This window comes from Pseudomonas sp. SWRI81 (genome assembly GCF_014268545.1).
GTDB classification, from domain to species: domain Bacteria; phylum Pseudomonadota; class Gammaproteobacteria; order Pseudomonadales; family Pseudomonadaceae; genus Aquipseudomonas; species Aquipseudomonas hamedanensis.
This window is the reverse complement of the sequence record NZ_JABWQS010000003.1, coordinates 25,057-51,782: the sequence shown is the minus strand read 5'-3', so window position 1 is coordinate 51,782 and position 26,726 is coordinate 25,057. Positions and strand designations below refer to the sequence as shown.

Annotated in this window: 20 protein-coding genes; 11 read left to right on the top strand and 9 right to left on the bottom strand. The window is 60.5% G+C overall.

Going from position 1 to position 26,726, the window contains the following annotated elements; all coding sequences use genetic code 11:
- Nucleotides 1-218: 218 nt before the first annotated feature.
- The 4 genes from HU765_RS02895 to HU765_RS02880 all read left to right on the top strand — a co-directional run bounded on the left by HU765_RS02895 (nucleotide 219) and on the right by HU765_RS02880 (nucleotide 7,706).
- Nucleotides 219-3,296, top strand: a complete 3,078-nt coding sequence (locus HU765_RS02895) for an autotransporter serine protease (protein WP_186618969.1) — start codon at nucleotides 219-221, stop codon at nucleotides 3,294-3,296.
- Between the two features lie 57 nt (nucleotides 3,297-3,353).
- A complete protein-coding gene (locus HU765_RS02890) occupies nucleotides 3,354-5,042 on the top strand; it encodes a polyurethanase (RefSeq protein ID WP_186618968.1) in 1,689 nt (562 codons plus the stop codon).
- Between the two features lie 200 nt (nucleotides 5,043-5,242).
- Entirely contained in the window at nucleotides 5,243-7,096 is a 1,854-nt protein-coding gene (locus HU765_RS02885) for a polyurethanase (protein WP_186619082.1), read from the top strand.
- 235 nt (nucleotides 7,097-7,331) lie between these two features.
- Nucleotides 7,332-7,706 (top strand): hypothetical protein, encoded by a 375-nt coding sequence (locus HU765_RS02880; RefSeq protein WP_186618967.1) that lies wholly within the window; start codon nucleotides 7,332-7,334, stop codon nucleotides 7,704-7,706.
- A gap of 139 nt (nucleotides 7,707-7,845) precedes the next feature.
- Here HU765_RS02880 and HU765_RS02875 read toward each other — a convergent pair whose 3' ends face one another.
- Nucleotides 7,846-8,070 carry a YgdI/YgdR family lipoprotein gene (locus tag HU765_RS02875; RefSeq protein WP_186548345.1) on the bottom strand — a complete coding sequence of 75 codons (225 nt, stop codon included), beginning with the start codon at nucleotides 8,068-8,070 and terminating at the stop codon, nucleotides 7,846-7,848.
- Between the two features lie 190 nt (nucleotides 8,071-8,260).
- On the opposite strand from HU765_RS02875, the gene HU765_RS02870 reads away from it, so the two are divergent.
- From HU765_RS02870 to HU765_RS02855, 4 genes are read left to right on the top strand one after another with little or no spacing between them, the layout of a single operon-like run.
- On the top strand, nucleotides 8,261-9,913 hold the full coding sequence (locus tag HU765_RS02870; protein ID WP_186618966.1) for a VRR-NUC domain-containing protein: 1,653 nt from the start codon (nucleotides 8,261-8,263) through the stop codon (nucleotides 9,911-9,913).
- Nucleotides 9,910-12,228 (top strand): ATP-dependent DNA helicase, encoded by a 2,319-nt coding sequence (locus HU765_RS02865; RefSeq protein ID WP_186618965.1) that lies wholly within the window; start codon nucleotides 9,910-9,912, stop codon nucleotides 12,226-12,228. Before HU765_RS02870 ends, HU765_RS02865 begins: the two co-directional genes overlap by 4 nt.
- A 5-nt stretch (nucleotides 12,229-12,233) precedes the next feature.
- Nucleotides 12,234-14,174, top strand: a complete 1,941-nt coding sequence (locus tag HU765_RS02860; RefSeq protein ID WP_186618964.1) for a PAS domain-containing sensor histidine kinase — start codon at nucleotides 12,234-12,236, stop codon at nucleotides 14,172-14,174.
- A 56-nt stretch (nucleotides 14,175-14,230) separates the two neighbouring features.
- Nucleotides 14,231-14,761, top strand: coding sequence for a hypothetical protein (locus HU765_RS02855; protein WP_186548336.1), 531 nt, complete (start codon nucleotides 14,231-14,233; stop codon nucleotides 14,759-14,761).
- Nucleotides 14,762-14,866: 105 nt separating this feature from the next.
- Here the strand turns inward: HU765_RS02855 and HU765_RS26740 are convergent, their stop codons facing one another.
- The 4 genes from HU765_RS26740 to HU765_RS02835 all read right to left on the bottom strand — a co-directional run bounded on the left by HU765_RS26740 (nucleotide 14,867) and on the right by HU765_RS02835 (nucleotide 18,286).
- The gene (locus tag HU765_RS26740) at nucleotides 14,867-15,322 is read right to left on the bottom strand and encodes a hypothetical protein (RefSeq protein ID WP_238344632.1); all 456 of its coding nucleotides are present in this window, start codon (nucleotides 15,320-15,322) and stop codon (nucleotides 14,867-14,869) included.
- 21 nt (nucleotides 15,323-15,343) lie between these two features.
- Nucleotides 15,344-16,687, bottom strand: a complete 1,344-nt coding sequence (locus tag HU765_RS02845) for a cation:proton antiporter (RefSeq protein ID WP_186618963.1) — start codon at nucleotides 16,685-16,687, stop codon at nucleotides 15,344-15,346.
- Nucleotides 16,688-16,729: 42 nt separating this feature from the next.
- Complete coding sequence (locus tag HU765_RS02840; protein ID WP_186618962.1) at nucleotides 16,730-17,341, bottom strand: Yip1 family protein; 612 nt, start codon at nucleotides 17,339-17,341, stop codon at nucleotides 16,730-16,732.
- Nucleotides 17,342-17,428: 87 nt separating this feature from the next.
- Nucleotides 17,429-18,286 (bottom strand): SDR family oxidoreductase, encoded by an 858-nt coding sequence (locus HU765_RS02835; RefSeq protein WP_186618961.1) that lies wholly within the window; start codon nucleotides 18,284-18,286, stop codon nucleotides 17,429-17,431.
- Nucleotides 18,287-19,004: 718 nt separating this feature from the next.
- On the opposite strand from HU765_RS02835, the gene zapE reads away from it, so the two are divergent.
- The 3 genes from zapE (at nucleotide 19,005) to HU765_RS02820 (ending at nucleotide 21,377) form a co-directional block, all read left to right on the top strand.
- Nucleotides 19,005-20,123, top strand: coding sequence for a cell division protein ZapE (zapE, locus tag HU765_RS02830; RefSeq protein WP_186618960.1), 1,119 nt, complete (start codon nucleotides 19,005-19,007; stop codon nucleotides 20,121-20,123).
- 19 nt (nucleotides 20,124-20,142) lie between these two features.
- Nucleotides 20,143-20,724, top strand: coding sequence for a DinB family protein (locus HU765_RS02825; protein ID WP_186618959.1), 582 nt, complete (start codon nucleotides 20,143-20,145; stop codon nucleotides 20,722-20,724).
- Between the two features lie 155 nt (nucleotides 20,725-20,879).
- Nucleotides 20,880-21,377 (top strand): GNAT family N-acetyltransferase, encoded by a 498-nt coding sequence (locus tag HU765_RS02820; RefSeq protein WP_186618958.1) that lies wholly within the window; start codon nucleotides 20,880-20,882, stop codon nucleotides 21,375-21,377.
- 82 nt (nucleotides 21,378-21,459) lie between these two features.
- Here HU765_RS02820 and HU765_RS02815 read toward each other — a convergent pair whose 3' ends face one another.
- The 4 genes from HU765_RS02815 to HU765_RS02800 form a co-directional block, all read right to left on the bottom strand.
- On the bottom strand, nucleotides 21,460-21,669 hold the full coding sequence (locus HU765_RS02815; protein ID WP_186548318.1) for a hypothetical protein: 210 nt from the start codon (nucleotides 21,667-21,669) through the stop codon (nucleotides 21,460-21,462).
- A 93-nt stretch (nucleotides 21,670-21,762) separates the two neighbouring features.
- Entirely contained in the window at nucleotides 21,763-23,991 is a 2,229-nt protein-coding gene (locus HU765_RS02810) for a TonB-dependent siderophore receptor (RefSeq protein ID WP_186618957.1), read from the bottom strand.
- 339 nt (nucleotides 23,992-24,330) lie between these two features.
- Nucleotides 24,331-26,079, bottom strand: a complete 1,749-nt coding sequence (locus HU765_RS02805) for a phosphoethanolamine transferase CptA (RefSeq protein WP_186618956.1) — start codon at nucleotides 26,077-26,079, stop codon at nucleotides 24,331-24,333.
- 208 nt (nucleotides 26,080-26,287) lie between these two features.
- Nucleotides 26,288-26,470: a DUF6026 family protein gene (locus HU765_RS02800; RefSeq protein WP_186548314.1), complete on the bottom strand. Its 183-nt coding sequence runs from the start codon at nucleotides 26,468-26,470 to the stop codon at nucleotides 26,288-26,290.
- Between the last annotated feature and the right edge of the window lie 256 nt (nucleotides 26,471-26,726).

Here is a 26,726-nt window from a genome sequence, read left to right as displayed (position 1 = left end):
TGGCGAGGGGATTTATCCCCGTTGGGCTGCGAAGCGGCCCCCAGCAATCTTTCCTGCCAACCGTACACACAGGTTTTGCGACTGCTGCGCAGTCGAGCGGGGATGAATCCCCTCGCCACAGGTGCGGTGTGTCATTGGCTACAGCGGACAAAGGTGCCTCTCGCCACAGCTATTGAAGCAAACGGATTTTTCGCAACAACACTAAGGAAGGTCGCTGGATGAAAAACAACAATACCCCCGCGCAAACGGGTGGCTGCTTTGCCCTGAAAACCCTGACGCTGGCGATGCTGTGTGCCAGCGCCATGGCGCAAGCCGCACCGTATTTCGAAAATGGCCGCACGGGTAATCCGTCGAGTTGGCGCAGCAGCGAGTTTCAGGCCGACTGGGGCCTGGGAGCGATTGGCGCCGATCATGCCTACGCCGCCGGCTACACTGGCACGGGTGTGAAACTGGGGATCTTCGATCAGCCGGTATACGCCGCGCACCCGGAATTCTCCGGCGCCAATAAAGTCGTCACTCTGGTCACAAGCGGCATCCGCGAATACACCGACCCGTATATCCCGGTGAAGGCCGGCGATGCGTTCCTTTATGACGGTTCGCCTTCGGTCGGCTCCAACGGCAAGCTTGGGGCACACGGCACTCACGTCGGCGGTATCGCCGCGGGCAGTCGTGACGGTGGGGTGATGCACGGCGTCGCGTTCGGTGCGCAGATCATCAGTGCCGATAACGGCGACCCAGGCCCGGAAGACGGCATCGTCCGCGGCAACGACGGCGCGGTGTACAAGGCCGGTTGGGACGCGCTGATCGCCAGCGGTGCGCGGATCATCAACAACAGTTGGGGCATCGGCATCACTGATCGCTTCGACCTCGGCGGCCGTGATCCGGCGTACCCACACTTCACCGTCAACGATGCGCAGGTGCAGTTCAACGAGATCCGCACGCTGCTCGGCACCAAACCCGGTGGCGCCTATGACGGCGCGATAGCTGCTGCGCGCAGCGGCATCGTGACCATCTTCGCCGCCGGCAACGACTACAACCTCAACAACCCGGACGCCATCGCCGGCCTCGGTTACTTCGTGCCGGACATCGCGCCGAACTGGATCACCGTGGCGGCCCTGCAAAAGAATCCGGATGTAGCCAGCGCCAATCCGTACATCATGAGTACGTTCTCCTCGCGTTGCGGCTACACGGCGAGTTTCTGCGTCTCGGCACCGGGCACGAAAATCTACAGCGCGATCATCGAAGGCACCAACGCCGACAACCTGACCACCAGCTACGCCAACTACAACGGCACCTCCATGGCCGCGCCGCATGTGGCCGGTTCCATGGCAGTGCTGATGGAGCGTTTCCCGTACATGACTGGCGATCAGGTCGCCACGGTCTTGCGGACCACCGCTACCGACCTCGGTGCACCGGGCATCGACGCCTTGTACGGCTGGGGCATGATCAACTTGCGCAAGGGCATCGACGGCCCGTCGATGTTCGTCACCGAGCAGGACATTCCCGAGGAGTTCCGGATTCAGGGCGCCTACGGCTCCGGCCAGTTTGTCGCCGATCTGCCGGGTATCGGCGCGATCATCGATCAAGGCAAACCGACTGAACGCGTGTGCACCGACATTACCTGCGGCCTCGACACCTGGCGCAACGACATTGCCGGCCACGGCGGCCTGACCAAGCAAGGCATCGGCACGTTGGTGCTGACCGGCAACAACAGCTACAGCGGCCCGACCCTGATCAATCAGGGCCGCCTGGCCGTCAACGGTTCGCTGCAATCGGCGGTCACGGTCAATGACGGCGGCATCCTCGGCGGCAACGGCCGCATCGGCACGCTGGCAGTGAACCGCGGCGGTACGGTGGCGCCGGGTAACTCGATCGGCACTCTGAACGTGGCCGGCGACGTCACCTTCGCGCCGGGTTCGACCTACGCCGTAGAGTTGTCGCCAACCAGCAGCGATCAGATCAATGCAACCGGCAAAGCGGTGATCGAGGGCGCCACGGTGAGCATGGCGCTGGAAAACAGTCCGACCTTGCTCAGCACCGGCGAAGTGCAAAGCCTGCTCGGCACGCGCTACAACATCCTGCAAGCGGCCGGCGGCATTGAAGGGCGCTTCGGCCAGGTGTTGCCGGATTACGCATTTCTCGGTGGCACGCTGGACTATTCGGCTGACGGCATCCAGCTGGCGGTGGGGCGTAACGCCGCCTCGTTCGCCAGCGTCGGCCTGACGCCGAATCAGCGTGCGGTCGGTGCCGCTGCCGAGCGCCTGGGCGCGGGCAACGCGTTGTTCGAAAGCCTGTTGCTGTCGCCCAACGCGGCGTCGGCGCAACAAGCCTTTCAACAGTTGTCCGGCGAGATCCACCCGGCCATCGGCACGCTGCTGATCAACGACAGCCGCTACCTGCGCGAGGCCGTCGGTGAGCGCCTGCGTGAGCGCGATCTGTTCAATGCCGACGCGCCCACCGACGCGGGCAGCAATGCCTGGGTCAAGGTGCTGGGTTCCTGGGGAGAGAGCGACGGCGGGCATAAGAACGCCGACTCCAACAGCTCCATCGGCGGCCTGCTGGCCGGTGTCGACGGCTTGATTGCTGAAGATACGCGGCTGGGTTTCGTCACCGGTTACAGCGACAGCTCATTGAGCATGGGCAGCGGCACGCATTCTTCGGCGTCGGTCGACAGCTACCACTTGGGCGCGTACCTGGGCCATGAAATCGATGCCCTGCGCCTGACCGTCGGCGGCGCCTATAGCTGGCACCGCATCGACGTGAAGCGTGACCTGCAAATCGGTGCTGCCGGCAGCAAACAGAAAACCAAGCGTGACGCGACCACGGCGCAGTTATTCACCGAGGCCGCTTACGATCTGGGCTTGCAACCGATGAACCTCGAACCGTTCGCCAACCTGTCCTACGTGCACCTCAACACCGACAGCTTCACCGAAAAGGGTGATGCCGCGGCGCTGAAGGGCGGTGAAGACAATCGCGATGTGGTGCTCTCGACCCTGGGGGTACGGGCCAAACGCAGCTTCGCCCTGTCGGATCAACATCAACTGGAACTGGGCGCCAGTCTCGGCTGGCAGCACAACCTGAGCGACGTCGATGCCGACAGTCATTTGGCCTTCGCCAACGGCAACAGCGCATTCACCGTGCAAAGCGTGTCGATGGACCGCGATGCCGCGGTGGTTGGCGTGCGTGCCGGCCTGGCGTTGAACCGCGATGTGCGGGTCAACCTGGATTACAACGGGCTGATCGGTTCGAATGAGAAGGACCACGGCGTGGGTCTGACCCTCGACTGGCAGTTCTGACGCGTGACCGGCAGCTCTTGCCGAGCTGCCGGTTTTGAAGAAAAGGGAGCGCAGCACATGGGATTGTTCGATTACAAAAACGCCGATGGCAAAGGGTTGTACAGCGATGCCATCGCGCTGACGTTGTATGCCTACGCGCCAACGGGCAAGCCTTTGCCCTCTACCGCATGGGCGCCGGTCACCGCGACGGCGCTGGGCTATCAGGGCAAGGTCGGGTCGCAGGGCACGTTCTTTGGTGAGCAGGAAGGCTTTACCAGCGCCGAGGCAGAAGTGCTCGGCAAATACGACGCCGCTGGCAAATTGATCGGCCTCGGCATAGCCTTTCGCGGCACCGGCGGACTGGGTTACAGCGACACTTTCGGCGACCTGAAAAACAATCTGCTGGCAGCGGTGGGGCCGTCGGATTACGCGAGCAATTACGCGAAAAACGCTTTCGACAACCTGCTCAAGGCTGTCGCCGCCTTCGCGGTTGCCAACGGTATTGCCGCCACGGACGTGCTGATCAGTGGCCACAGCCTCGGCGGGCTCGGGGTCAACAGCGTCGCCGAGTTGAGCGCGGACAACTGGGGCGGTTTCTTCAGGGACGCCCATTACATCGCGTTCGCCTCGCCGACCCAGAGCAGCACGGGCAGCAATGTATTGAACATCGGTTTCGAGAACGATCCGGTGTTTCGCGTACTCGACGGCACTACGTTCAGCACCGCGTCGCTGGGCAAGCACGATAAGCCGCACGACTCGACCACCGACAACCTCGTCAACTTCACCGACAACTATGCCTCCACCGCGCAGAACCTGGTGCCGTTCAGCATCGCCAATCCGCTGAACTGGTCAGCGCACAGTTCGCTGGGCTATGCCGACGGTTTGAACAGGGTGATCGATTCGAAATTCTACGACCTCACCAGCAAGGACTCGACGATCATCGTCTCCAATCTGGAAGAGGCATCCCGAGGCAAAACCTGGGTCGAAGATCTCGGTCGCAGCGGCGAGCCGCACACCGGCAGCACCTTCATTATCGGTACCGACAGCAATGACTGGCTCAAGGGCGGGGCGGGTAATGATTTCCTGGAGGGGCGTGCCGGCGATGACCGGTTCCGTGATGATGGCGGCTTCAACATCCTCCTCGGCGGCCAGGGCCACAACACTTTCGAGCTGCAAAAACCGCTGCAGAATTTCAGCTTCGCCACCGACGGTGACGGTACGCTGTACGTGCGCGACGCCTACGGTGGCATCAGCCTGACCCGCGACATCGGCGCACTGGTCAGCAAGGAATCGGGTTCATGGTGGGGCAGCAAAGAGATCACCTGGGGCATCACCGGCAAAGGTTTGAGCAACGGCAGCGAACTCACCCCCTACAGCCACTCACTCAATGGCGATGGCTACGGCAATGCCTTGCACGCGAGCGGCGACGGTGACTGGCTGTTCGGCCTCGGTGGCGATGACCAACTGATCAGCGACAAGGGCCAGGTGACGTTCGTTGGCGGCGCCGGTAACGACGTGATGACGGCAACGGGCGGCAACAACACCTTTCTGTTCAGCGGCGCGTTCGGCTTTGACGCGATCAACGGCTATCAGGGCAGCGACAAACTGGTGTTCATGGGCGTCGAAGGCGCGGGGCAGGGCTACGACTACAAACAGCACGCGGCGCAGTCCGGCGGCGATACCGTGCTGAAGATTGGCGATTATGCCGTGACCCTGATCGGGGTCGGAGTGGCTAATCTGTCGGACTCAAGTTTCATGTTCGCCTGATAACCCATGCAGGAGTGAGCCTGCTCGCGATAGCGGTGTTCCCGCTGCGGATGTTTCAACTGACAGACCGCTATCGCGAGCAGGCTCACTCCTACAAGGGATGATGTGCAAGAAGTTGTGAAATGCTCCGGGGCGTCCCCGTGGGGCGCTCTGGCTGTGAGCTATCTCTGACAATTCCAACAACAAGAGAGGCAATGGCAATGGGTGTGTATGACTACAAAAACTTCGGTACAGCCGAGTCACAGGCATTGTTCAGCGATGCCATGGCGATCACGCTGTATTCCTACCACAACCTCGATAACGGCTTTGCCGCCGGTTACCAGGACAACGGCTTCGGCCTTGGCCTGCCGGCGACGTTAGTCACCGCGCTGATTGGCGGCACGGATTCGCAGGGTGTCATTCCCGGTATCCCGTGGAATCCCGACTCGGAAAAACTTGCCCTGGAGGCGGTGAAACAGGCCGGCTGGACACCGATCACCGCGGCGCAACTGGGTTACGACGGCAAGACCGACGCCCGCGGAACCTTTTTCGGCGAGAAGCCCGGCTACACCAGCGCGCAAGTGGAAATCCTCGGCAAGTACGACGCGCAGGGGCATCTGACGGAGCTGGGCATTGCGTTTCGTGGCACCAGCGGCCCGCGGGAAATCCTCATTGGCGACTCGATTGGTGACGTGATCAACGACCTGCTCGCCGCGTTCGGCCCGGCGGATTATGCGAAGAATTATGTCGGCGAAGCCTTTGGCAATCTGCTCAGCGACGTCGTCGCGTTCGCCCAGGCCAACGGCCTGACCGGCAAAGATGTGCTGGTCAGCGGCCACAGCCTCGGCGGCCTGGCGGTCAACAGCATGGCCGATCTGAGCAGCGACAAGTGGGGCGAATTTTTTGCCGAGTCCAATTACATCGCCTACGCCTCACCCACCCAGAGCAGCACCGACAAGGTGCTTAACATCGGCTACGAAAACGACCCGGTGTTCCGCGCCCTCGACGGCTCGACGTTCACCGGCGCTTCGGTCGGCGTGCACGATGCGCCGCACACCTCGACCGCCGACAACATCGTCAGCTTCAACGATCACTACGCTTCGAATGCCTGGAATGTGCTGCCGTACTCGATCCTCAATATCCCGACGTGGATTTCACACCTGCCGACCGGCTACGGCGACGGCATGACCCGCGTGCTGGAGTCGGCGTTCTATGACCTGACCAGCCGCGACTCGACGATCATCGTCGCCAACCTGTCCGACCCGGCGCGGGCCAACACCTGGGTGCAAGACCTCAATCGCAACGCCGAAACCCACAAAGGCAGCACCTTTATCATCGGCAGCGACGCCAACGATCTGATTCAGGGCGGCAGTGGCAGCGACTATCTGGAGGGTCGCGCCGGCAACGACAGCTTCCGTGACGGCGGTGGTTACAACGTCATCCTCGGCGGGCAGGGCAGCAACACGCTGGATTTGCAGCAGACGGTGAAGAACTTCGATTTTGCCAACGACGGCGCCGGCACCCTGTATATCCGTGATGCCAACGGCGGGATCAGCATCACCCGTGACATCGGCAGCATCGTCACCAAGGAACCCGGTTTCCTCTGGGGCGTGTTCAAGGACGATGTGGTACACAGCGTCACAGCCAGCGGTTTGAAATCCGGCACCAGCCTCACCGCCTACGAGTCGAGCAGCAAAGGCAGCGCTGGCGCCGATACCCTCAAGGCCCATGCCGGCGGTGACTGGTTATTCGGTCTCGCTGGGAACGATCATTTGATCGGCGGCGCAGGCAATGACGTGTTTGTCGGCGGCGCCGGGAACGATCTGCTGGAATCGGGTGGCGGGGCGGATACCTTCCTGTTCAATGGTGCGTTCGGCCAGGACCGGGTGGTTGGCTATACGGCCAACGACAAACTGGTATTTCTGGGCGTGCAGGGTGTGTTGCCGGGAGATGATTTTCGCGCACACGCCTCCAGCGCAGGGCAGGATACGCTGCTGACATTCGGGGCGGATTCGGTGACGTTGGTGGGGGTGTCGCTGGGGAGTTTGAGTGCTGACGGGATTGTTATCGCCTGATCCATACCCCTGTGGCGAGGGAGCTTGCTCCCGCTTGAGTGCGCAGCGCTCACCCTTATTTTCGGTCCGCTGCGCGCCCCAGCGGGAGCAAGCTCCCTCGCCACGACAGGTATCAAAAGTGACTTGATAGCCATCTCCTGACTCAAAACCCTGCAAAAACAGGAAAAGCGGCCTAAAGCCAGCACGTCTACACACGTTCTACAGCTAGCCGCCCATGAGCACAGGAGATTCAAACGTGAAAGGTTTCAAGGGGTCTGTCGGTTTCGTTGCATGGGTGCTGTGTTCGGCCAGTGTCTGGGCCGATCTGCCTCAAAGCTCGATCCTCAGCCGCTACGGCATCACCACTGATCAACTGCCGGCGCCGGCGGCAACCGAACCGGTGGAGCCGGTCGAAGAGAAGAGCCGTTTTCAGATTCAGCCGGAACAGCCGTTCATGACGATTCGCCTGGGCGACGGCAAGGTGCCGCAAACCACTGGCAATCTGAGCATCGACCGCATGGTGCAGCAGGATCTGGAGCGTTGCCAACGTTTGCAGGGGGAACTGGTGAAGCGGGGCGGGAGTTACCTGCGTTGCGACGGCAGCATTCCCGGAATGCCGACTTTCGAATGACGAAACGATCACTGTAGGAGCTGCCGAAGGTTCGGGCCGCGATCGGACGATCTTTTGATTTTGTTTTCAAAGCAAGATCAAAGATTTTCCGATCGCGGCCCGAAACTTCGGCAGCTTCTACGGGGAAGACCGCGATGTGTCAGTCTTCTTTGCGAACGGTCGCGACTTCGTCTGCGCGAACCTTGACCTTGGCGCCGGAAATGTCCTCGAACTCGTAGAAACCATCCTCAGTCTTGGTCTTCGGCATGTCCTCGGTCAGGTATTGGGTGCCGTTCTGCAACGTGACCACTGTCTGCGTCGAGCAACCGCCCAGGGCCAGCAGCGCCGTTACTGCCAAGGGGATGCCCAGTGCCTTGATTTTCATACCCACCTCTGATTCCTCATCACGTAATGCCGAGCATTGTCGGCCTCTAACGCGGTTGGTGCCACTACGCCGGAAAAAGTTCGATGGCTCAGTTAAAAAATGCCACTGATCCTTTTCCGTTTGCACCCGGCGGGGCAGAACTGGTATCTGTACGCATAACCAGTATTCGCCCGCATGGCCCTGAATTCCCGTGACTGCCAATCCCCTCGATGACCCGTTCTATTACCTCAACAACTTCCGGCAAGTGCTTGACTGGCTTGAACTTCGTTATGCCGATGTGCTGAGCGAAACCGAGCACGGGTTCATCCGCGACTTCAAAGCCTTGCCCCAGGCGGCACAGGGTTTGCTGGTGCGGCTGGTCATGCGCAAGGGCGTGCATTTTCGCGCGAGTAAACTCAATTACGACGAGATCGGTGATATCGCGCAGGCCGCGCAGCCGCTGCTTGATCACGGCTGGCTCGACGCGCAGGCGTCACTGTCCATGGTCGACTTGTTCGATGTGTTGCTCAAGGCCGAGATTCTGCAAGCGTTCGGCCCTTTCATCGACCAGCCCAAGGGGCGCAAGGACGATTGGCTGCCGCTGCTGGCCGAGCAGTTTGCCGACGCCCGACGCCTGTGCGACTGGGCGCCGTTGCTTGACGATCGGCTGTTCAGCCTGACGATCATGGACCTGTGCGATCGCTTGCGGCTGATGTTCTTCGGCAACCTGTATCAGGACTGGTCAGAGTTCGTGCTGGCCGACCTGGGCATCTTTATCTACGAAAAAGTTGAATTCTGCAGCGAATCCCGCGGCCTGCGCAGCCGGGCTGACGTTGACGCCTGCCTGTTTCTGCACCAGTGCCAATTGCGTTTCGAGGCCGGCGAACCGCTGCAAGCCATCGCCGAGCAGGTCAGCGCGCTGCACTTCGACAATCCGTGGCTGCAACGCCGCCGGGACAAGGTGCTGTTCCAGATCGGCCAGTACGCCGAGCGCATCGGCGAGTTTGCCTTCGCGCTGAGCGTTTACCGCGAAAGCGCCTGTCCCGGCGCGCGGTTGCGCATGATCCGCGTTCTGGAGCGTTGCGGCGAATACCCGTTGGCGCTGGAACTCGCCACGCTGGCTGAACAGGCGCCGGAAAGTGCCGCCGAACAACAGGGCCTGCAGCGCATAGTGCCGCGATTGCGGCGCAAACTCGGCGGACCACCGCTGAAACGGGTCAAGGCCAGACCGGTCGAGCGCCTGGACCTGCAACTGCCGCGCAGCGACCCGGCATTGTCGGTGGAGTGTTATGTGCAGGCGCACCTGCATGATGACAACGGCCCGGTGCATTACGTGGAAAACAGCCTGATCAATGCACTGTTCGGCCTGCTGTGCTGGCCGGCGATCTTCGCGCCGCTGCCGGGGGCGTTCTTTCACCCGTTCCAGCGCGGCCCGGTTGACCTGTTGAACGAAGACTTCCAGCAACGCCGCGCCGAGCTGTTCGAGGCGTGCCTGGCCGAACTTGACGACGGCCGTTATGCCGAGACCATTCGCGCCCGGTTTGTCAGCAAATGGGGCATACAGTCTCCATTCGTGTTCTGGGGCGCCTTGCATGAAGACCTGCTGGAGCAGGCGCTGGCCTGCCTGCCGGCCGAACACCTCAGGCACTGGTTCACGCGTCTGTTGCTCGACATCAAGGCCAACCGTGCCGGCATGCCTGACCTGATCCAGTTCTGGCCCCAGCACAAGACCTACCGGATGATTGAAGTCAAAGGCCCCGGCGACCGCTTGCAGGACAACCAACTGCGCTGGCTGGAATTCTGTCATGCGCATCAGATGCCGGTTGCGGTGTGCTACGTGCAATGGCTGGAGCAGAGCGCTTGAGCTACAGCGTTGCAGTGCGCGCGTTGTGTGAGTTCACCGCCAAGACCGGTGACCTCGACCTGCGGTTCACCCCGTCGCCGACAGCGCTGGAAGGCATTGTCGGCCATCGCACCGTGGCCGCGCGGCGCAGCGCGCACTATCAGAGCGAAGTCGCGCTGGAAGGCGAGTTCCGCCAGTTGAAAGTCAAGGGCAGGGCGGACGGCTACGATCCGGCGCAAAACTGCCTGGAAGAAGTCAAAACCTACCGTGGCGACTTGAGCAAGCAACCGGCCAATCACCGCCAGTTGCACTGGGCGCAGGCGAAGATCTACGGCTGGTTGATGTGCGGCAAGCTGGGTCTTGAGCAGATCAACCTGGCGCTGGTGTACTTCGACATCGTCAGCGAAAAGGAGACGTGCCTGATCGAGGCGTACAGCGCTGAGGCGCTCAAAACGTTTTTCGAACAGCAATGCGCGCTGTTCCTGCACTGGGCCGAACAGGAAATGGCCCATCGTCAGGCGCGCAATCTGGCAGCGCAGCAACTGGCATTTCCTCATGCCGACTTTCGTCCGGGCCAGCGGCATCTGGCCGAGTCGGTGTTCAAGGCGGTCAGCACCGGTCGCTGCCTGATGGCCCAGGCCCCGACCGGAATCGGCAAAACCCTCGGCACGCTGTTCCCCATGCTCAAGGCGCTGGCGCCGCAGCAGTTGGACAAGGTGTTCTTTCTCACGGCCAAGACACCGGGACGCAAGCTGGCACTCGATGCCAGTCAGGTGTTGTTCGTGCAATCGCCGGCCTTGCCGTTGCGGGTTCTGGAAATGGTCGCGCGGGACAAGGCTTGCGAGCATCCGGACAAGGCCTGTCACGGCGAATCCTGCCCTCTGGCGCAGGGTTTTTACGATCGCTTGCCCGCTGCCCGTGAAGCCGCGGCCCGGGTCAACCTGCTGGATCAGGCGGCGATGCGTGAAGTCGCCGCGCAGCACGCGGTGTGCCCGTATTACCTGAGCCAGGAAATGGCCCGCTGGGCTGACGTGGTGGTCGCCGACTACAACTATTACTTCGATTTCAGTGCGCTGCTGTTCGGCCTGGCGCAGCTCAATCAATGGAACGTCGCGGTATTGGCCGACGAGGCGCACAACCTGGTTGAGCGCGGCCGGCAAATGTACAGCGCCAGCCTTGATCAGTTCACCCTCGCCAGCGTGCGTAAAACCGCACCCGCAGCGCTGAAAAAAGCCCTGCAACGGATCAACCGCGAATGGAACGCCCTGCATGCCCCGCAACTGGCGGCGTATCAGGCGTACGACAAGCCCCCGGAAAAACTGCTGCAAGCGATTGCCCTGGCCTGCGGTGCGATCGGCGATTACCTCAATGAGCATCCGCAGGGCCTGGACAGCGGACTGCAGAATTTCTATTTCGACTTGCTGCAGTTTGCCCGGGTAGCGGAGTTGTATGACGCGCATTACCTGTTCGACATCAGCAAACGCGACCTCGACCGCCCGCGTCCGATGTCGCAACTGTGTTTGCGTAACGTGGTGCCGGCAGCGTTCATCGGGCCACGATTGAAAGCGGCGCGCAGCAGCGTGCTGTTCTCGGCGACGCTCAGTCCGCGTGATTATTACGCCGATCTGCTCGGCACCCCGGGCGATACGGTGTGGATCGACGTCGAATCGCCCTTTGCCGCCGAACAGTTGCAGGTCCGCATCGTCAGCCAGATATCCACTCGTTTCAATCACCGTCAGGCCTCGCTGGAACCCATCGTCGAACTGATTGCACGCCAGTTCGCTGAGCGCCCGGGTAATTATCTGGCGTTTTTCAGCAGCTTCGATTACTTGCAGCAAGTGGCGACCTTGCTGGCTGAGCGCCATCCCCGGATTCCCTTGTGGCAACAGTCGCGGGGCATGGCCGAAGGGGCGCGACAAGCCTTCCTCGACCAGTTCACCGCGGACAGCCAAGGCGTCGGTTTTGCTGTGCTGGGCGGCGCGTTCGGCGAAGGCATCGACTTGCCGGGCGCCCGGTTGATCGGCGCATTCATTGCCACCCTCGGGCTGGCTCAGCTCAATCCGGTCAACGAACAACTGAAGCGGCGCATGGCGGCGATCTTCGGTGCCGGTTATGACTACACCTACCTGTATCCGGGGGTGCAGAAAGTCGTACAGGCCGCCGGCCGGGTGATCCGCACCCGTGAGGATCGGGGGGTGGTGGTACTGATTGACGACCGCTTTGCCGAATCCCGGGTCCAGCAGTTGTTGCCGCGCTGGTGGGCGCTCAAAAACGACCCGGTGGCTGTCCAATTCGGCGCAATGACGCATACTTCAGCACATGACACTGTGCGGTGAAAGTGATGAGTGAACACAACAGGACGGCTGCGATCGAGGAGCGGCGTTTCAGGCTGCTGATCGATGCGGTTGTCGACTACGCGATCTACATGATCGACCCGGATGGCATCATCACCAGTTGGAACTCGGGCGCCAAGCGTTTCAAGGGTTACGAAAAAAACGAAATCCTTGGCGAGCATTTCTCGCGGTTCTACACCGCTGACGACCGTGCTGCCGGCCTGCCGCAACAGGCGCTCGACACCGCGATCAACGAAGGACGCTTTGAAGGCGAAGGCTGGCGGGTACGCAAGGACGGCACGCATTTCTGGTCGCACGTGGTGATCGATCCGATCATCGACACCAATGGTCAGTTGCTGGGTTTCGCCAAGATCACCCGCGACCTGACCGACCGCAAGATGGCCGAGGAAACCCTCAAGCAAAGCGAACAGCAGTTTCGCCTGCTGGTGCAGGGCGTTACGGATTACGCGATCTACATGCTCAGCCCCGAGGGGCGCGTCAGCAACTGGAACCAGGGCGCCCAGCGGATCAAGGGCTATCTGCCGGAAGAAATCATCGGCCAGCATTTTTCAATCTTTTACACCCCGGAAGACCGCGACAACGGCGAGCCGCAGCGGGCGCTGGAAATCGCCACCCGCGAAGGGCGTTTTGAAAACCGAAGCTGGCGGATGCGCAAGGACGGCACGCGTTTTCTGGCCCACGTGGTGGTCGATGCGATTCGCGGTGACACGGGCACGCTGCTGGGTTTTGCCAAGATCACCCGTGACGTGACCGAGGCCCACGAAGCGCAGGTGGCGCTGGAGAAAACCCGCGAAGCGTTGTTCCAGGCGCAGAAGATGCAGGCTATCGGACAGCTCAGCGGCGGCATCGCCCATGACTTCAACAACCTGCTGACGGTGATTCTCGGCAACCTGGAAATCGTCCAGAAGCGCGTGGGTGACGACGCCAGGATCGGCCGTCTCCTGGAGAATGCCACTCAGGGTGCCTTGCGCGGTGTATCGCTGACCCAGCGCATGCTGGCGTTCGCCCGCCGCCAGGAACTCAAGACCGAGTCGGTCGATATCCCGCAATTGGTGCAAGGCATCACCGGGCTGCTGCGCAGCTCGCTGGGACCGGGAATCCGCATCGAGACGCGGTTTCCCGAGGGGCTGGAACCGGTGCTGGCCGACAACAATCAATTGGAACTGGCGTTGCTCAACCTGGCCACCAATGCCCGCGATGCCATGCCCGAAGGTGGCTGCGTGATCATCGCTGCGCAACCGCAAGTGGTGCTTGAACAAAGCCATGCGACGCTGGCGGCGGGGCGTTATGTCTGCCTGAGTCTGACCGATGACGGGGAGGGCATGGACGCCAGCACCTTGTCCTCGGCCAGGGACCCGTTTTTCACTACCAAGGGCTTGGGCAAAGGCACCGGGCTGGGGCTGTCGATGGTGCATGGCTTTATCGAGCAGTTGGGCGGGCGTTTCGTCCTCAAGAGTGAAAAAGGCCACGGCACCACCGCCGAACTGTGGATTCCGGTGGCCGGCGAGGGCGCGCCAAGCCGCTCACAGAGCCGGTCTGCCGAGCCAATCACGGTGCCAAGGCTCAGCGTACTGGTGGTGGACGACGACTCTCTGGTGCTGACCAGCACCAGTCTGTTGCTGGAGGACCTCGGCCATCGGGTGGTCAGTGCTACCTCGGGCAATCAGGCCCTGAAGCTGTTCGATGCGGGCGAAGTCATCGACCTGATGATCACCGACATGGCCATGCCGCACATGAGCGGTGCGCAACTGGCGCATGCCGTGCGTTTGCTCAAACCGGACCTGCCGATCATTCTTGCCACCGGTTATGCCGAACGCCTGGAAGGGTTCGCCGCGCAACTGCCACGACTGCCCAAGCCATTCACGCAGATGAACCTGGTCGAAATCATCGCCCGGTCGATGAAAAGGGACACTGGTCGATCCGGCTGAACTTGTCGGAATACGCAGCCTTCCAATGGTCTTTATTCATCTGGAGGGCGCGTCTTTTGCCTCGCATACTGACTCAGTCGACCGCTGAAGAAACCCTGACCGAACATAACGCCAAGATGTTCGGCTCGCCCAAGGAACGGCTGGATTTCTATCGCCGGGAAATCCAGTACGAGACCAGCATCCTCGCCAATCGCACCGACGCCTATCTGGCAGCGCAGTCGTTTCTGGTGATTGCCTTCGCCTCGTGCATGGCTAACCTCAATCCGGAATGGGGCAAGATGTTCACCCTGGTGGTGCCGCCGTTTCTGGCGTTGCTTGGCGTGCTCAGTTCACTCAACGCCTGGCCGGGGATTCGCGCGGCGTACGACATCATTGACCACTGGCATTTCAAGCAAAGCCAATTGCTGCACAGTGAACCGGTGATGGGCCTGGCCTATGACGAGTCGCCGCTGTTCAGCGAGATGGAATCGAGCCACAAGGGTTATCGCAAGTCGCTGCTGTTTTCGGTGCGCACGCCGTGGATCTTTGCCACGTTCTGGGTTCTGTTGGGCGTTTATGCGGTGTTTATTCAGGTGACCAACCCATGAGGTGGATGGGCAGATGAGTCGCTTGGGCTGAATTGGTGGTGGGGTGGGATGTCTCCTCACCCCAGCCCTCTGGCGAAAGAAAGCGCTGGGGTGATGAGTTCTGAATTACGCCGTCTCAAGCTCACGCCGCGTTTGCACGGCATTCTGCGCCGCTGCTGGAATGGGCGGGAAATCTTCGTTCAAGACATACAAATGGTCGATCGCGTCTTCAAACTTCGCATCGGCTTTCTTGCGTAAGGCTCGGTATTGCTCGAATCGCTCGAAGTCCGTCGGGGTCGTTTCAAGCAGTTCGTTCGCCGCTTTGTTCAGCGCGTGGGCTTCTTCGAACAGTTGGCGGTTGCGTTCCAGAGCCAGCGCTCTGCAAGCCTTGATTTGCGCAGGAGTCGAGCATTCGTTCATGACCGTGACCTTAATGTTGTCGAGGTTCCTTTTCATAGGCAGCGTGCCGCAGGGGAACCGAACCTGCCGGGCCGCGCCGGTGATTGGCGCGGTTAATGTTGTGACCCGCGCCCATGGCTGGCTGATCCATTTTTTTGCAGAAAAAAATTCGATTATTTCCAACGATTTGAAGCGCTTGAAAAATCAGATTTTTCGTTTCTTCAATTGTTCGTACCGCGCGAGCATCGGCTGCGTACTCACGCCGTGCAGCAGAATGCTCAGGGCCAGCACCGATAACGTAATGTCGGTGCACACCGTCGCCACCTCGGCGCTCAAGCCGTGGTTCAAGGCGAAAAACAGATAAAACAGACTGCCGATGCCGCGAATGCCAAACCAGCCGATCAGCCCGCGTTGGGGCCAACTGAGCAAGCTGCCCCAAGGCATGACAGCCACGCTCAGCGGGCGAATCAGACAAAACAGTACCGCGCCAATCCACAACGCTCGCCAATCCCAATGTGCGATCAGTACGACGCCGAGCAGGGTCACCAGAAAGACTTCCATCGCCCGCTCGACCAGGCTGCCGAAGGCGAGCATGTCGCCCATCATGATGCCGGCGGCCACCTGGCTGTCCTGCAGTTGCGCGGTATCGCCATGCACCGCGTCCTGCGGTTCGACGTTCTGATGGCCGACCACGGGTTGCACCAAATGCTCGGCCGGCGGTTGGGTGACACCGGTGGATTTGACTTCCTCCTGGCGTAAGCCGAGGCCGGCAGCGAACACCGAGAGAAACCCGTAGCCGCCTATTGCATCCGCAACCACGTAAGCCAGTGCAATCAACGCCAGCGTAAGGTAATCATTCGGCCCCAGCGTGCTGTCCTCGTTGTGGATTCTCAGCGACAGGGCGATGCGGCCGATGCCTCGGCCCATCCAGTAACCGGTCAGCAGACCCACCGGCACGGCCCACAACAGGCTGCGCAATACCCAGTCCTGCCATTCGCCGGGGCTGCCATCGCCGTGCAATAACAGCAGGCCGAGAATTACGAAAGGGAACGCAACGCCGTCGTTGAGTCCAGCCTCTCCGGAAAGGCCGAAACGCACGCTGTCAACGTCCTGCGCATCGTTGACCTGGACCAGCGCGGCGAGGACCGGATCGGTCGGTGCGAGAATCGCGCCGATGAGCAGTGACGGCCCCCACGGCAATTGCAGGCCCCAATGCAGCAGCAGGCACACGCCGATGATCGTCAGCAGCATGACCGGCCCGGCGAGGCCGAAAGCGATGCACCAGGTTTTGTTGCGCAGCGGCAGGCGCAATTTCAACCCACAGACAAACAGCGAGAAGAGCACCGCGACTTCAGTCAGGTGCTCCATCCACAGCGAGGCGTTTTCCAGCGACAGTTTCAGCAGGTTCAGGCCACTGGGGCCGATAACGATGCCTAGCAGCAGGCACACCGCTGACGTCGTGACCGGCAACCAGCGTAGCCATGAAGATGTCAGAGCAAGGGTCAGCAGCACGCCGCCGAGCACCGCGACCCATACGCTGAAGTTCATCTTCGGGCACCGCCACGTGTCGTCAGGCGCAAACGCACCGGATCAACCCGCATGGGTGCGCAAATACTCAGGCGTGAGCACGTTGAACCACAGCAGGATCATCGACACCAGGATTGTCACCAGCACCAGCAGACCGACGCCCCAGACACTCGCCGAGTACAACAGGCCTTGCTCCCGGCGCTCGTGCATGAAGGTCGGCAGGCCGACGAACAACAGGAACGTCGAATACACCGATGCTGCCCCCAGCACCAGAATGGCCAGCCAGCGGCTTGGGTAAAGGCCGGCGATTCCGGCGATGAAAAAAGGTGTCACGGTGTAGGCGGCAAAGCCGATGCACTGATTCAGCGTCGGGCGGGTATCGAAGGAACGCGACATCCAGCGGATGAAACCGCCCATCAACGCCACGCCGATAACTATGGTCAGGTACAGCAAAACGCACAATTGCACAGCGCTCGCGGCGCTCAGCTTTACCGTCTCACCCGCGGCGAGGCTCCAGCCGACATAGGTGGTACCGACGAACAGGCAGACAGCAGGAATCAGCGCCAGGACCAGCAAATGCGCAAGATAGTGGCGCGGATGAGCCTCTTCTTCGCGGCGAATATCGGTCCAGGCGAAATTGGGTTGGGTGAAGAGTTTGACGATCGGTGCGGACATGACGATCTCCTTTTCCTGACGGCCCGTTGGGCGCTTACAGGTATGGAGAGGCGTCATGCCGCTGGGTTCAGTTTTTCTTGAACACGGTTACAGCATCGGTTTGCCGCCGGTCACGCCGTAGCGCTGGCCGGTGATGTAACTGGCTTGATCCGACGCCAGCAGCACGTAGATCGGCGCGACTTCCACCGGCTGGCCGGGGCGGCCGAGCGGCGTGTTGCCACCGAAGTTCTGCACTTCTTCCTCGGGCATGGTCGAGACGATCAACGGCGTCCAGATCGGCCCGGGTGCAACGCTGTTCACACGGATTTCCTTAGGCCCGAGCATCTGCGCCAGGCCACCGGTGAAGTTGGCGATGGCGCCTTTGGTGGTGGCGTAGGCGAGCAGGGTGGGTTTGGGCATGTCCGAATTGACCGAACTGGTGTTGATGATCGATGAACCGGGACGCATGTGTTTGATCGCTGCCTGGCAAATCCTGAACATGGCGGTGATGTTGACGTCGAAGGTCATCACCCATTCGTCATCGGGGATGTCTTCAAAGTTTTCGTGGGTCATCTGGAACGCTGCGTTGTTCACTAGCACGTCAATACGCCCGAAGCGTTCAACGGTCTTGTCGACCAGCGCCTGGCAATGGGCTTTTTCGGCGATATCGCCAGGCAGCAATAGGCATTGACGCCCGGCCTGTTCAACCCAGCGTGCGGTTTCCTGGGCGTCTTCGTGTTCGTTGAGGTAGGCGACGGCGACGTCGGCGCCCTCACGGGCAAAGGCAATCGCCACCGCGCGGCCGATGCCGCTGTCAGCGCCGGTGATCAGGGCGATCTTGCCGCTCAGTCGCCCGGAGCCAACGTAGCTTTGCTCGCCGCAGTCGGGGTACGGTTCCATTTTACGCTGCGAGCCGGGCACCGGTTGGGCTTGTTGGGGGAAGGGTGGTTTTGGATAGTCAGTCATCGCGGGTCTCCTGATTTCAAGGCCAGTGTTAGGGGTTGACCCGATGGCTTTGCCTTGAGTTCGATCGGATTTGCAGCGGATTTAGTTCGCGGAGATCGCATCCAAACGTGGGAGCGAGCCTGCTCGCGAAGGCAATTGATCAGTCTGGAAACCCTGGCTGACCCACCGCTTTCGCAACCCGCCGCCTTCGGGAGCAAGCCCCCTCCCACAATTGGTTTTGTGGTGGTCAGTAATAACTCTGGTGTACCCCAAACCTGTGGGAGCGGGCTTGCTCGCGAAAGCGCCGGGTCAGTGACATCAATGCTGACTGGCCCACCACCTTCGGGAGCAAGCCCCCTCCCACAATTGGTTTTGTGGTGGTCAGTAATAACTATGGTGTACCCAAACCTGTGGGAGCGGGCTTGCTCGCGAAGGCGCCGGGTCAGTGACATCAATGCTGACTGGCCCACCACCTTCGGGAGCAAGCCCCCTCCCACAATTGGTCTTGTGGTGGGCAGTAATAACTCTGGTGTACCTAAACCTGTGGGAGCGGGCTTGCTCGCGAAGGCGCCGGGGTCAGTGACATCAATGCTGACTGGCCCACCACCTTCGGGAGCAAGCCCCCTCCCCTGTGGGAGCGGGCTTGCTCGCGAACGCAATTGATCGGTCTGGAAACCTTGGCTGACCCATCGCTTTCGGGCAGCGCCGCTCGTGTCGCGGTCATGGCATACTGCCGCGCATGACTTTCGACTCCCCCCTGAGTGCTTGGCAACACGCGGTCCAACATAAGGGCTTCATCCAGGATGAAGCTCAGGAACACGCGGTCTGGGCGCTGCAAAAATGCCATGAAGCCTTGCACAGCGGTGCCCGCTCCGTCAGCGGTGTGTACTTGTGGGGCCCGGTCGGACGCGGCAAGACCTGGCTGATGGATCAGTTCTATCAGAGCCTGCGCGTGCCCGCCCGGCGCCAGCACTTTCACCACTTCATGGGATGGGTGCATCAGCGCTCGTTTCAACTGACCGGCATCGCTGATCCCTTGCGGGCATTGGCGCGCGAGTTGGCCGCTGAGGTCCGCGTGCTGTGCTTCGATGAGCTGTTCGTCAACGATATTGGCGACGCGATTATTCTCGGGCGCCTGTTTCAGGTCATGTTCGACGAGGGCGTGGTGGTGGTCTGTACCTCCAACCTGCCGCCGGACGATCTGTATGCCGATGGCTTCAACCGCGACCGGTTTACCCCCGCGATTGCCGCGATCAAGGCGCACATGCAAGTGGTCGCAGTGAACGGCGCCGAGGATCACCGCCTTCATCCGGGCGCCATCGAACAGCGCTATTTTGTCGGTGCGGCCGGATCGCCGAGCGCATTACCCGAGGTGTTCAACGTACTGAATGCCGGGCAACCGGCCGCTGCCGAGCCCGTTGCCGTGGGGCACCGAATGCTCAATGTGGTGCGGGCCAGCCAAGCCGTGCTGTGGTGCCGTTACGCTGACCTGTGCGAGCAACCGTTCGCCGCGATGGACTTCATCGCGCTGTGCGACCGCTACCGGGCTATTCTGTTGAGCGAAGTGCCGAACCTGAGTGCGCGCAAGCGCGAGGGGCGCATTGCCCGCGGCACCGAAGATGGCGCCGTACGGGTGATCGCAGGTGATCGCGAATTGCCGCAATTGTCGGTGCACGACGATGGCGTACGTCGATTCATCGCGCTGGTGGACGAGTGCTACGACCGTAAAGTGCCGTTGTGCATCGAGGCGCAGGTGCCGATGGATGCGCTGTACACCGAGGGTTATCTGCAGTTCCCGTTCCGCCGCACCCTCAGCCGTCTACAAGAGATGCAACTGCAGCGTTTCGCCGAAGCTTGAACAAGGAGAGGGCGCCGACATGAGCCAACCGCTGTCCCATCATTTGCTGACCATGGCCTATCAAAATGCCTGGGCCAATCATCGTCTGGCCAAGGCCTGGATCCAGCTCGACGCCGCTGAACTGGCGGCGCCACGGGTGAGCTTCTTTCCAGGCATCCGCCTGACGCTCAACCACATTCTCACCTGCGACTGGTTTTACGTCGATGCGCTGGAGCGAGAGCTGCGCGGTGACGAGCCGCACCCGGACTGCTACGTGTTCTTCAATCAGGACGAGCCATTTGCCGAAGCCGCCCCGTTGCGCGAAGAGCAGGCCCGCGTCGACCGACGGTTGATCGCTTATTGCGAACAACTGCGCGATGCCGAGCTGACGCGAATCGTCACCATTGCGCGCGACACACCGCAACATGACAGTCGTCTGCGTCTGCTGTCGCATCTGTTCGAGCATCAGATCCATCATCGAGGTCAGGTCCATGCGATGCTCAGCGGGACGTCGGTCGAGCCACCGCAACTGGATGAATTTTTCTGTGCCGGCGAAAGCGCACTGCGCGCCGAAGACTTTGCCGAACTGGGCTGGACCGAGGAACTGATCTGGGGACATTGATAAAGCAAAAGAGCGCAGCGGCCCCACGCAGCTGCTGCCGAAGGCTGCGATCTTTCTATTTTCCAATTGTGGCCCGGTCCGCACTCGCGCTAAGGTCGGCCAGCCTTTCAGTTCGCACTTTGCGCGCCGGGGCGATTGTTTGTTCGGGGATGGAAATGGATTGCGCAGAAATTCTTGTGCTTCAGGCCAGCTACACCAATCCGTTACACGCCGAGGCCATCGGTATCGTGCTCAATCATTATGCAGAAGACCCCATGGGCGGCGGACACCCGATCGCCCCGGAGCTGTTGCAACGCCTGCCCGAAGAACTCGCGCGGCGGCCCTATGCTTTCAGCGTGCTGGCGTTTGTCGGGGGCGAGCCGGCCGGTCTGGTGAACTGTTTCGAGGGCTTTTCAACCTTTGCCTGCAAACCGCTGGTCAATGTCCACGACGTGGCGGTGGTCGGCAAATTCCGCGGCCTCGGCCTGAGCCAGAAAATGCTCTGCAAGGTCGAGGACATCGCTCGTCAGCGCGGTTGCTGCAAGATCACCCTGGAAGTCCTCGCAGGCAACGCCGTGGCACAAGGCGCTTACCGCAAATTCGGTTTCGCCCCGGGGATGTTCAATCCCGATCATGGGCAGATGCTGTTCTGGATCAAGAACCTGCAGGCATAAAAAAGGCGCCCGAAACGGGCGCCAACTGTCTACTTCCAAGCCAGAGCGAAGCCATGGAAGGTCCATCGGTGATGCACAACATTCAGTCGCGATAAGACTCGGTGACTTGCGCGGTCTGGTCGGCGGGAACGCGGATTTCTTTTGCGTCAGCGTCGGCCTTCTGTGCGCTTTGCGCGTGCTGGACCGGGAAGTTGTCGTAGTAATAACGCATGCGCTCGGCGCCGCCCTCGGCGAAAACGCTCGAAGAGACGAGGGCGAGCAGTGCAGCGAACATTGCGGTAGTGATTTTCATGGTGCCTCCTACTGAACAAGTGGGAGCCGTTCATCCATGAAGCAGACCTCGAAGATGAGTGTGGGTGTGCGGCATTAAGTTGGTGTTAACAGCTCAAAGCGTCCAGTCCAGGCTCACTGTCAGGGTGCGCGGATCGCCCCAATACACGCCGTTGTAAAAGCCGACGTTGTCGTAGTACTTCTTGTCGAACAGATTGTTGATGTTCAGCGACGCCGACAGGTGGCGGTCGAACGCATATCGCGACATCAGATTGACCAGCGTGTAGGCGCTCTGGTTGATGCGCGCGTTTTCTGTAGTGAGCCCAACCGGGCGGATCGAGTTGCCGTAGACATCGCTTTGCCAGTTCACCGCGCCGCCCACTGTCAGCGCCTGCCACTCGCCCGGCAGGCGATACGCGGTGGACACTCGCAACAGGTTCATTGGCTCGCTGGTGTTGGTACGCTCGCTCGCACCGTTGACCGAGTGGGTATAGGTGTAACCGGCCGTCATGTTCCAGCCCGTCATGACTTCACCGGACACCTCGGCTTCGAAGCCATTGACCTTGTTGCCCTTGCCGCCAGACTTGTAGAACTGTTCGCGGGTTACCGGGTCCGGGGGCACTGAATTGTCGACTTCGGCGACATTGTCCTGCTTGCTCCAGAACACCGCAGTGGAGAGGTTCAGGCGCTCTTCGAACACACTGCCCTTGAGGCCCAACTCGTAGTTTTTGCCGACGACCGGGTCAATGTATTTGCGATTCTTGTCGCGGTTGCCCTGGGGTTTGAAGATGTCGGTGTAGCTCACATACACCGTGTATTGCGGCGTCAGGTCGTACAGCAGCCCGGCGTAAGGCGTCCAGACATCGTTCTGTTTTTGCGTGGTGTAATCGACCTCGGTCAGTTGCCGATTGGTATCGAATTTGTTGCCGGTGCTGGACGCTTCCCAACTGCCGTATCGGCTGCCGAGCACGGCATGCAGATCTTCGGTCAGGCTCAGGCGCGTGGCGATGTATCCGGCTTGCTGCCGGGTATTGTCTTTGGAACCAGTGAGATCGGTGACGGTGTCGCTGAATTTGGCGATACCGCTCATGTACTTCCAGTCGCGGATGGTTTCGTAATCGCCGGGTTGCGCGCTGGCAACCGTATGAGGGGAGTGCGAGCGCCGCTCGGCCTCACCGTAGCCGAACATCATTTCGTGTTCACGGCCCAGCAGCGAGTAGGCGCCGGAGACATTGAAGTCATACGCCTGCATTTTTTGCGTGCCGATCATGTGCGAGGTGTAGGCGCTCATGCCGCTGCGGTCGGCCTTGGGGAATCCGCCGCCGCCGTAATAGACCTTGCCGTCGGTATCGCTTTGCCGGTGGGTGTAGGCAGCTTTCAGGCGCCAGCCGCCGGCCAGTTGCTGGTCGAGGGTGGCGAACGCGGTTTTGTCTTGCAGCGGCCAGGAACTCCACGACGTCGCCATGTTGGTCGAACGCCCCAGCCCGGCCTTGCTGCCATCGGCATTCCAGTAAGGCACGGTGCCCCAGGACGAACCTTGTACGTGCTTGTTCTGGTAGTCGTAACCGACTGCCAGCACGGTGGAGTCGCTCAGGTCGGCTTCCAGCACGCCGTAACCAACCTCCCGTTGCAGCGCGTATTTGTCCTTGATCGACTGGTTGTCGCGATAGGCCAGCACCGTACGGCCGCGCAAGCGACCATCAAACGCCAGCGGGCCACCGACATCGACGTAGCTGTAATAATTGTCGTAGCTGCCCCCGCTGACCCCGGCCAGCGCCTGCCATTGCGCAGTCGGCCGCTTGCGCACCATGTTGATGGTCGCCGACGGATCCCCTGCGCCCGTGGTCAGCCCCGTGGCGCCGCGGACCACTTCGATGCGGTCGTAGATAATCGTGTCCGAGTCGGACTTCATTCGATCGAAGGTGTTGAGCATCCCGTCGATCTGGAAATTGTCGATCGCATAACCGCGCGAAGAATAACTGACCCGATCCGAATCCAGATGCTGCACCACCACACCCGTGGTCTGGCGCATCGCCTCGGACAACGTGCCGAGCTTGAAATCATCCATCTGCTGACGCGTGACCACCGACACCGATTGCGGGGTTTCCTTGATCGACAGGTTAAGGCGCGTCGCCGTGCTCATCGCACCAGTGGTATAGGACTCGGTGTTTTCAGTGCTGGTGCCCAGGCCTCGCGCACTGATGTTGGTTGCGGCCAGTTCCAGTGCATTGCCGGCGGGTTGCGGAGGCTTTTCAGCTTCGGATTCGGCCAGCAGATCAGCGCTTAAAGTGGCGCTGCACAGGCCTAGGGTCAGGGTCATGGAACGGGTGATGGGCGCAAACATCGCAGCCGACTCCTTGTCTTCGAGGGAAAAATTTCCGTTTGTTCAAAGACGAAGGGTGGGGTGGGGATTTAGGGGTAGACGAGAAGTATTGTTATTTGCGGATGTTTCAGCTTTTCGCAGGACCATTTAAAGAAGTCGGAGTGAGGGCAGGGCAGGCAACCGCCGCAAAACCTGCGAAGCACACCCGTTCCCCTGTGGGAGCGAGCCTGCTCGCGAACGCGGTGGATCAGTCGCAGAAAATCTGGAACGACACCCCGCCGCAAGCGCGTTTGTACTTTCTCCAAGCGCAAAAAAGCCCCGCATCTTTCGATACGAGGCTCTCCTGTAAGCGAACAACGTTTATTTCTGTACGACCTCCGAAGGTCCTGCAGCGGCGGTTTTGGGCTTCATCAAACTGAAGTCAATCAACGCACGCTGTTGTGTCTGGTAAGGATCACCAATCAGCAACGGGCGCTCCTTGAAGCTGTCACTGACCAGACTCTTGCTGCGGTCGAGTTCGTCGAAGCTCAGGCCGGCCATGTCGGCCCAGGTGTGGATCAGGTGCGAGCTGCTGTACGGTCGCTCCAGGTCGGCAGCGAAATTCCAGTCGTGGGTTTCCTTCCACTTCGGCGATGCCCAGGCCATGAACGGAATGGTGTACATCGGCGCGGTCGGTTTGTTTTCGTTGCGGCCCAGGGTTTTGTGGCCGACCGAGTCGAACACGTCTTCACCGTGATCCGAAAGGTACAGCAGGAAGCCGTTCGGATCAGATTTGGCGTAATCCTTGATCAGGCTAGACACGACAAAGTCGTTGTACAGCACGGCGTTGTCATAGCTGTTGTAGGTCGGCACCTGATCGTCCCGCACGCCCGCCGGTACGCCCTGGCGATCCTGGAACTTGTCGAAGGTTGGCGGATAGCGGTACTGGTAGCTCATGTGCGTGCCAAGCAAATGCACGACGATCAGCTTGCGCGGCGCCGCGTCGGCCAGAGCCTTGTTGAACGGCTCGATGACGTCGCCATCGTATTGCGCGGCGTTCTGGTTGCGGTTGTTGTTCAGGTACACCTGCTCGTCGGCCTGTTCGGAGAAGGTCGTGAGCATGGTGTTGCGCTTGGTCATGGTCTGCTGGTTGGTGATCCAGAACGTTTTGTACCCGGCCTGTTTCATTACGCTGACCAGCGACGGGGTCGTCAGGTACAGGTCCGGATGCTCTTCGTCAGCGAAGGTCAGCACCTGCTGCAACGCCTCGATGGTATACGGGCGAGGGGTGACGACGTTGTTGAACACCGCCAGTTGGTCCTTGAGCTTGTCCAGTTCCGGCGTGGTGTTGCGCTGATAGCCGTAGAGGCTCATGCGCTGACGGTTGGTCGATTCGCCGATGACCAGCACCAGCGTCGCGGGCTGATTGGCGGAGGCGTCCTTGAGGTTTTTCAGCGGAGGGATCTTGCTCACGTTGTGCAGCATGCCCTGCATGTCGGCGAGGGTTTCCTGATAACGGTGATAGGCCACGACCATCTGCCAAGGCACGGCCGGCTCGATACGGGTTTCGAATTTTTCGAAGCCCTGGGCGAAAGAGCCCATGCGCAGCGTCTGCTTGACCAGCGGGTAACCGATCACCGCGATCAGAATCGCCATCGCCGCAACGAAGGCGCGGCCACGCGGCATGTACACCGGGCGCAGACGAGTCCACAGGAAGTAAGCGAATGCGGTATGCGCGAGGAACGCCGGAACCATCCACCAGGCAAAGTACTGGGTCATGTACTCGCCAGCTTCAGAGATGTTCGATTCGAACATGATGAAGATGACGCTCTGGGAGAACTCCTGCTCATAGATGAAGAAATAGCCAAGGCTGGCCATCGAGCAGGCCCATAGCACCACGCCGATCAGGGCGGCGAGCAAGCGGGTGTGTCTGGGGAAGAGCAACATCGGCGCCAGCCAGATCGCGCTCATGACAAACGCCTGGCGGAAACCGGTGAAGCCGGAAGTGCCGGTCAACTGAATCAACAGTTGGGTGATACCGGAGAAATACCAGAAAAATACGAACAGCCAGAGAAAACCAGCCCAGTCGAAACCTGTCGCAGTCGTTTTGCTGCGTTTGAACAATGCCATTCAGCACTCCAGCTCAGTCATCAAACCACCGCCGGAACGCATCCATGACACCGACGAACAAAAGCCGTACGCGCAGGTACGGCCAGAATGGGGGCGGAGTATCCCCAAGCGAATGTGAAAGTTTCGTTAATCGGCGCCATGCAACAGCCGCAAGCGCAGGGGTGAAACAGGTCGGGAACGACGATGGCCGCTCCCGTAGCAGGCAGGATCAGGCGTTGGGCGCGCGCAGCACAACCGGGCGGGGTTGGGGCTGGGCGTCTTGAGTCAATGCGCGCAGCTGCGCCAACTCGTGTTTCAACTGGTCGCGCTCGTCCTTCAACTGACGCAATTCATCGCGACGGATCGTGACGTAGAGGGTTTGTGGCGGCATTGCTGTGTGTACTGTGCCCATTGCTCACCTCGCAAATGGCGTGCATCAACTGTAAGTCGCCCTCGCTTTCGAGGTGCGTGACTTACTATCGGCGCCAATTTTGATTTCTTTTGCCTGTGAATGGAACTTTTTTATTTTTCATGGTCGGTGTGTCTTCGGCACGATTCGAGGCGTTATCAGTCTGGATCGGGCACAATGCCCGGAAACTTCATCGCAACGCTCTGGACTAACCTCCATCAACCGCGTTGGGCTATAACCAATGACACACATTTATTTG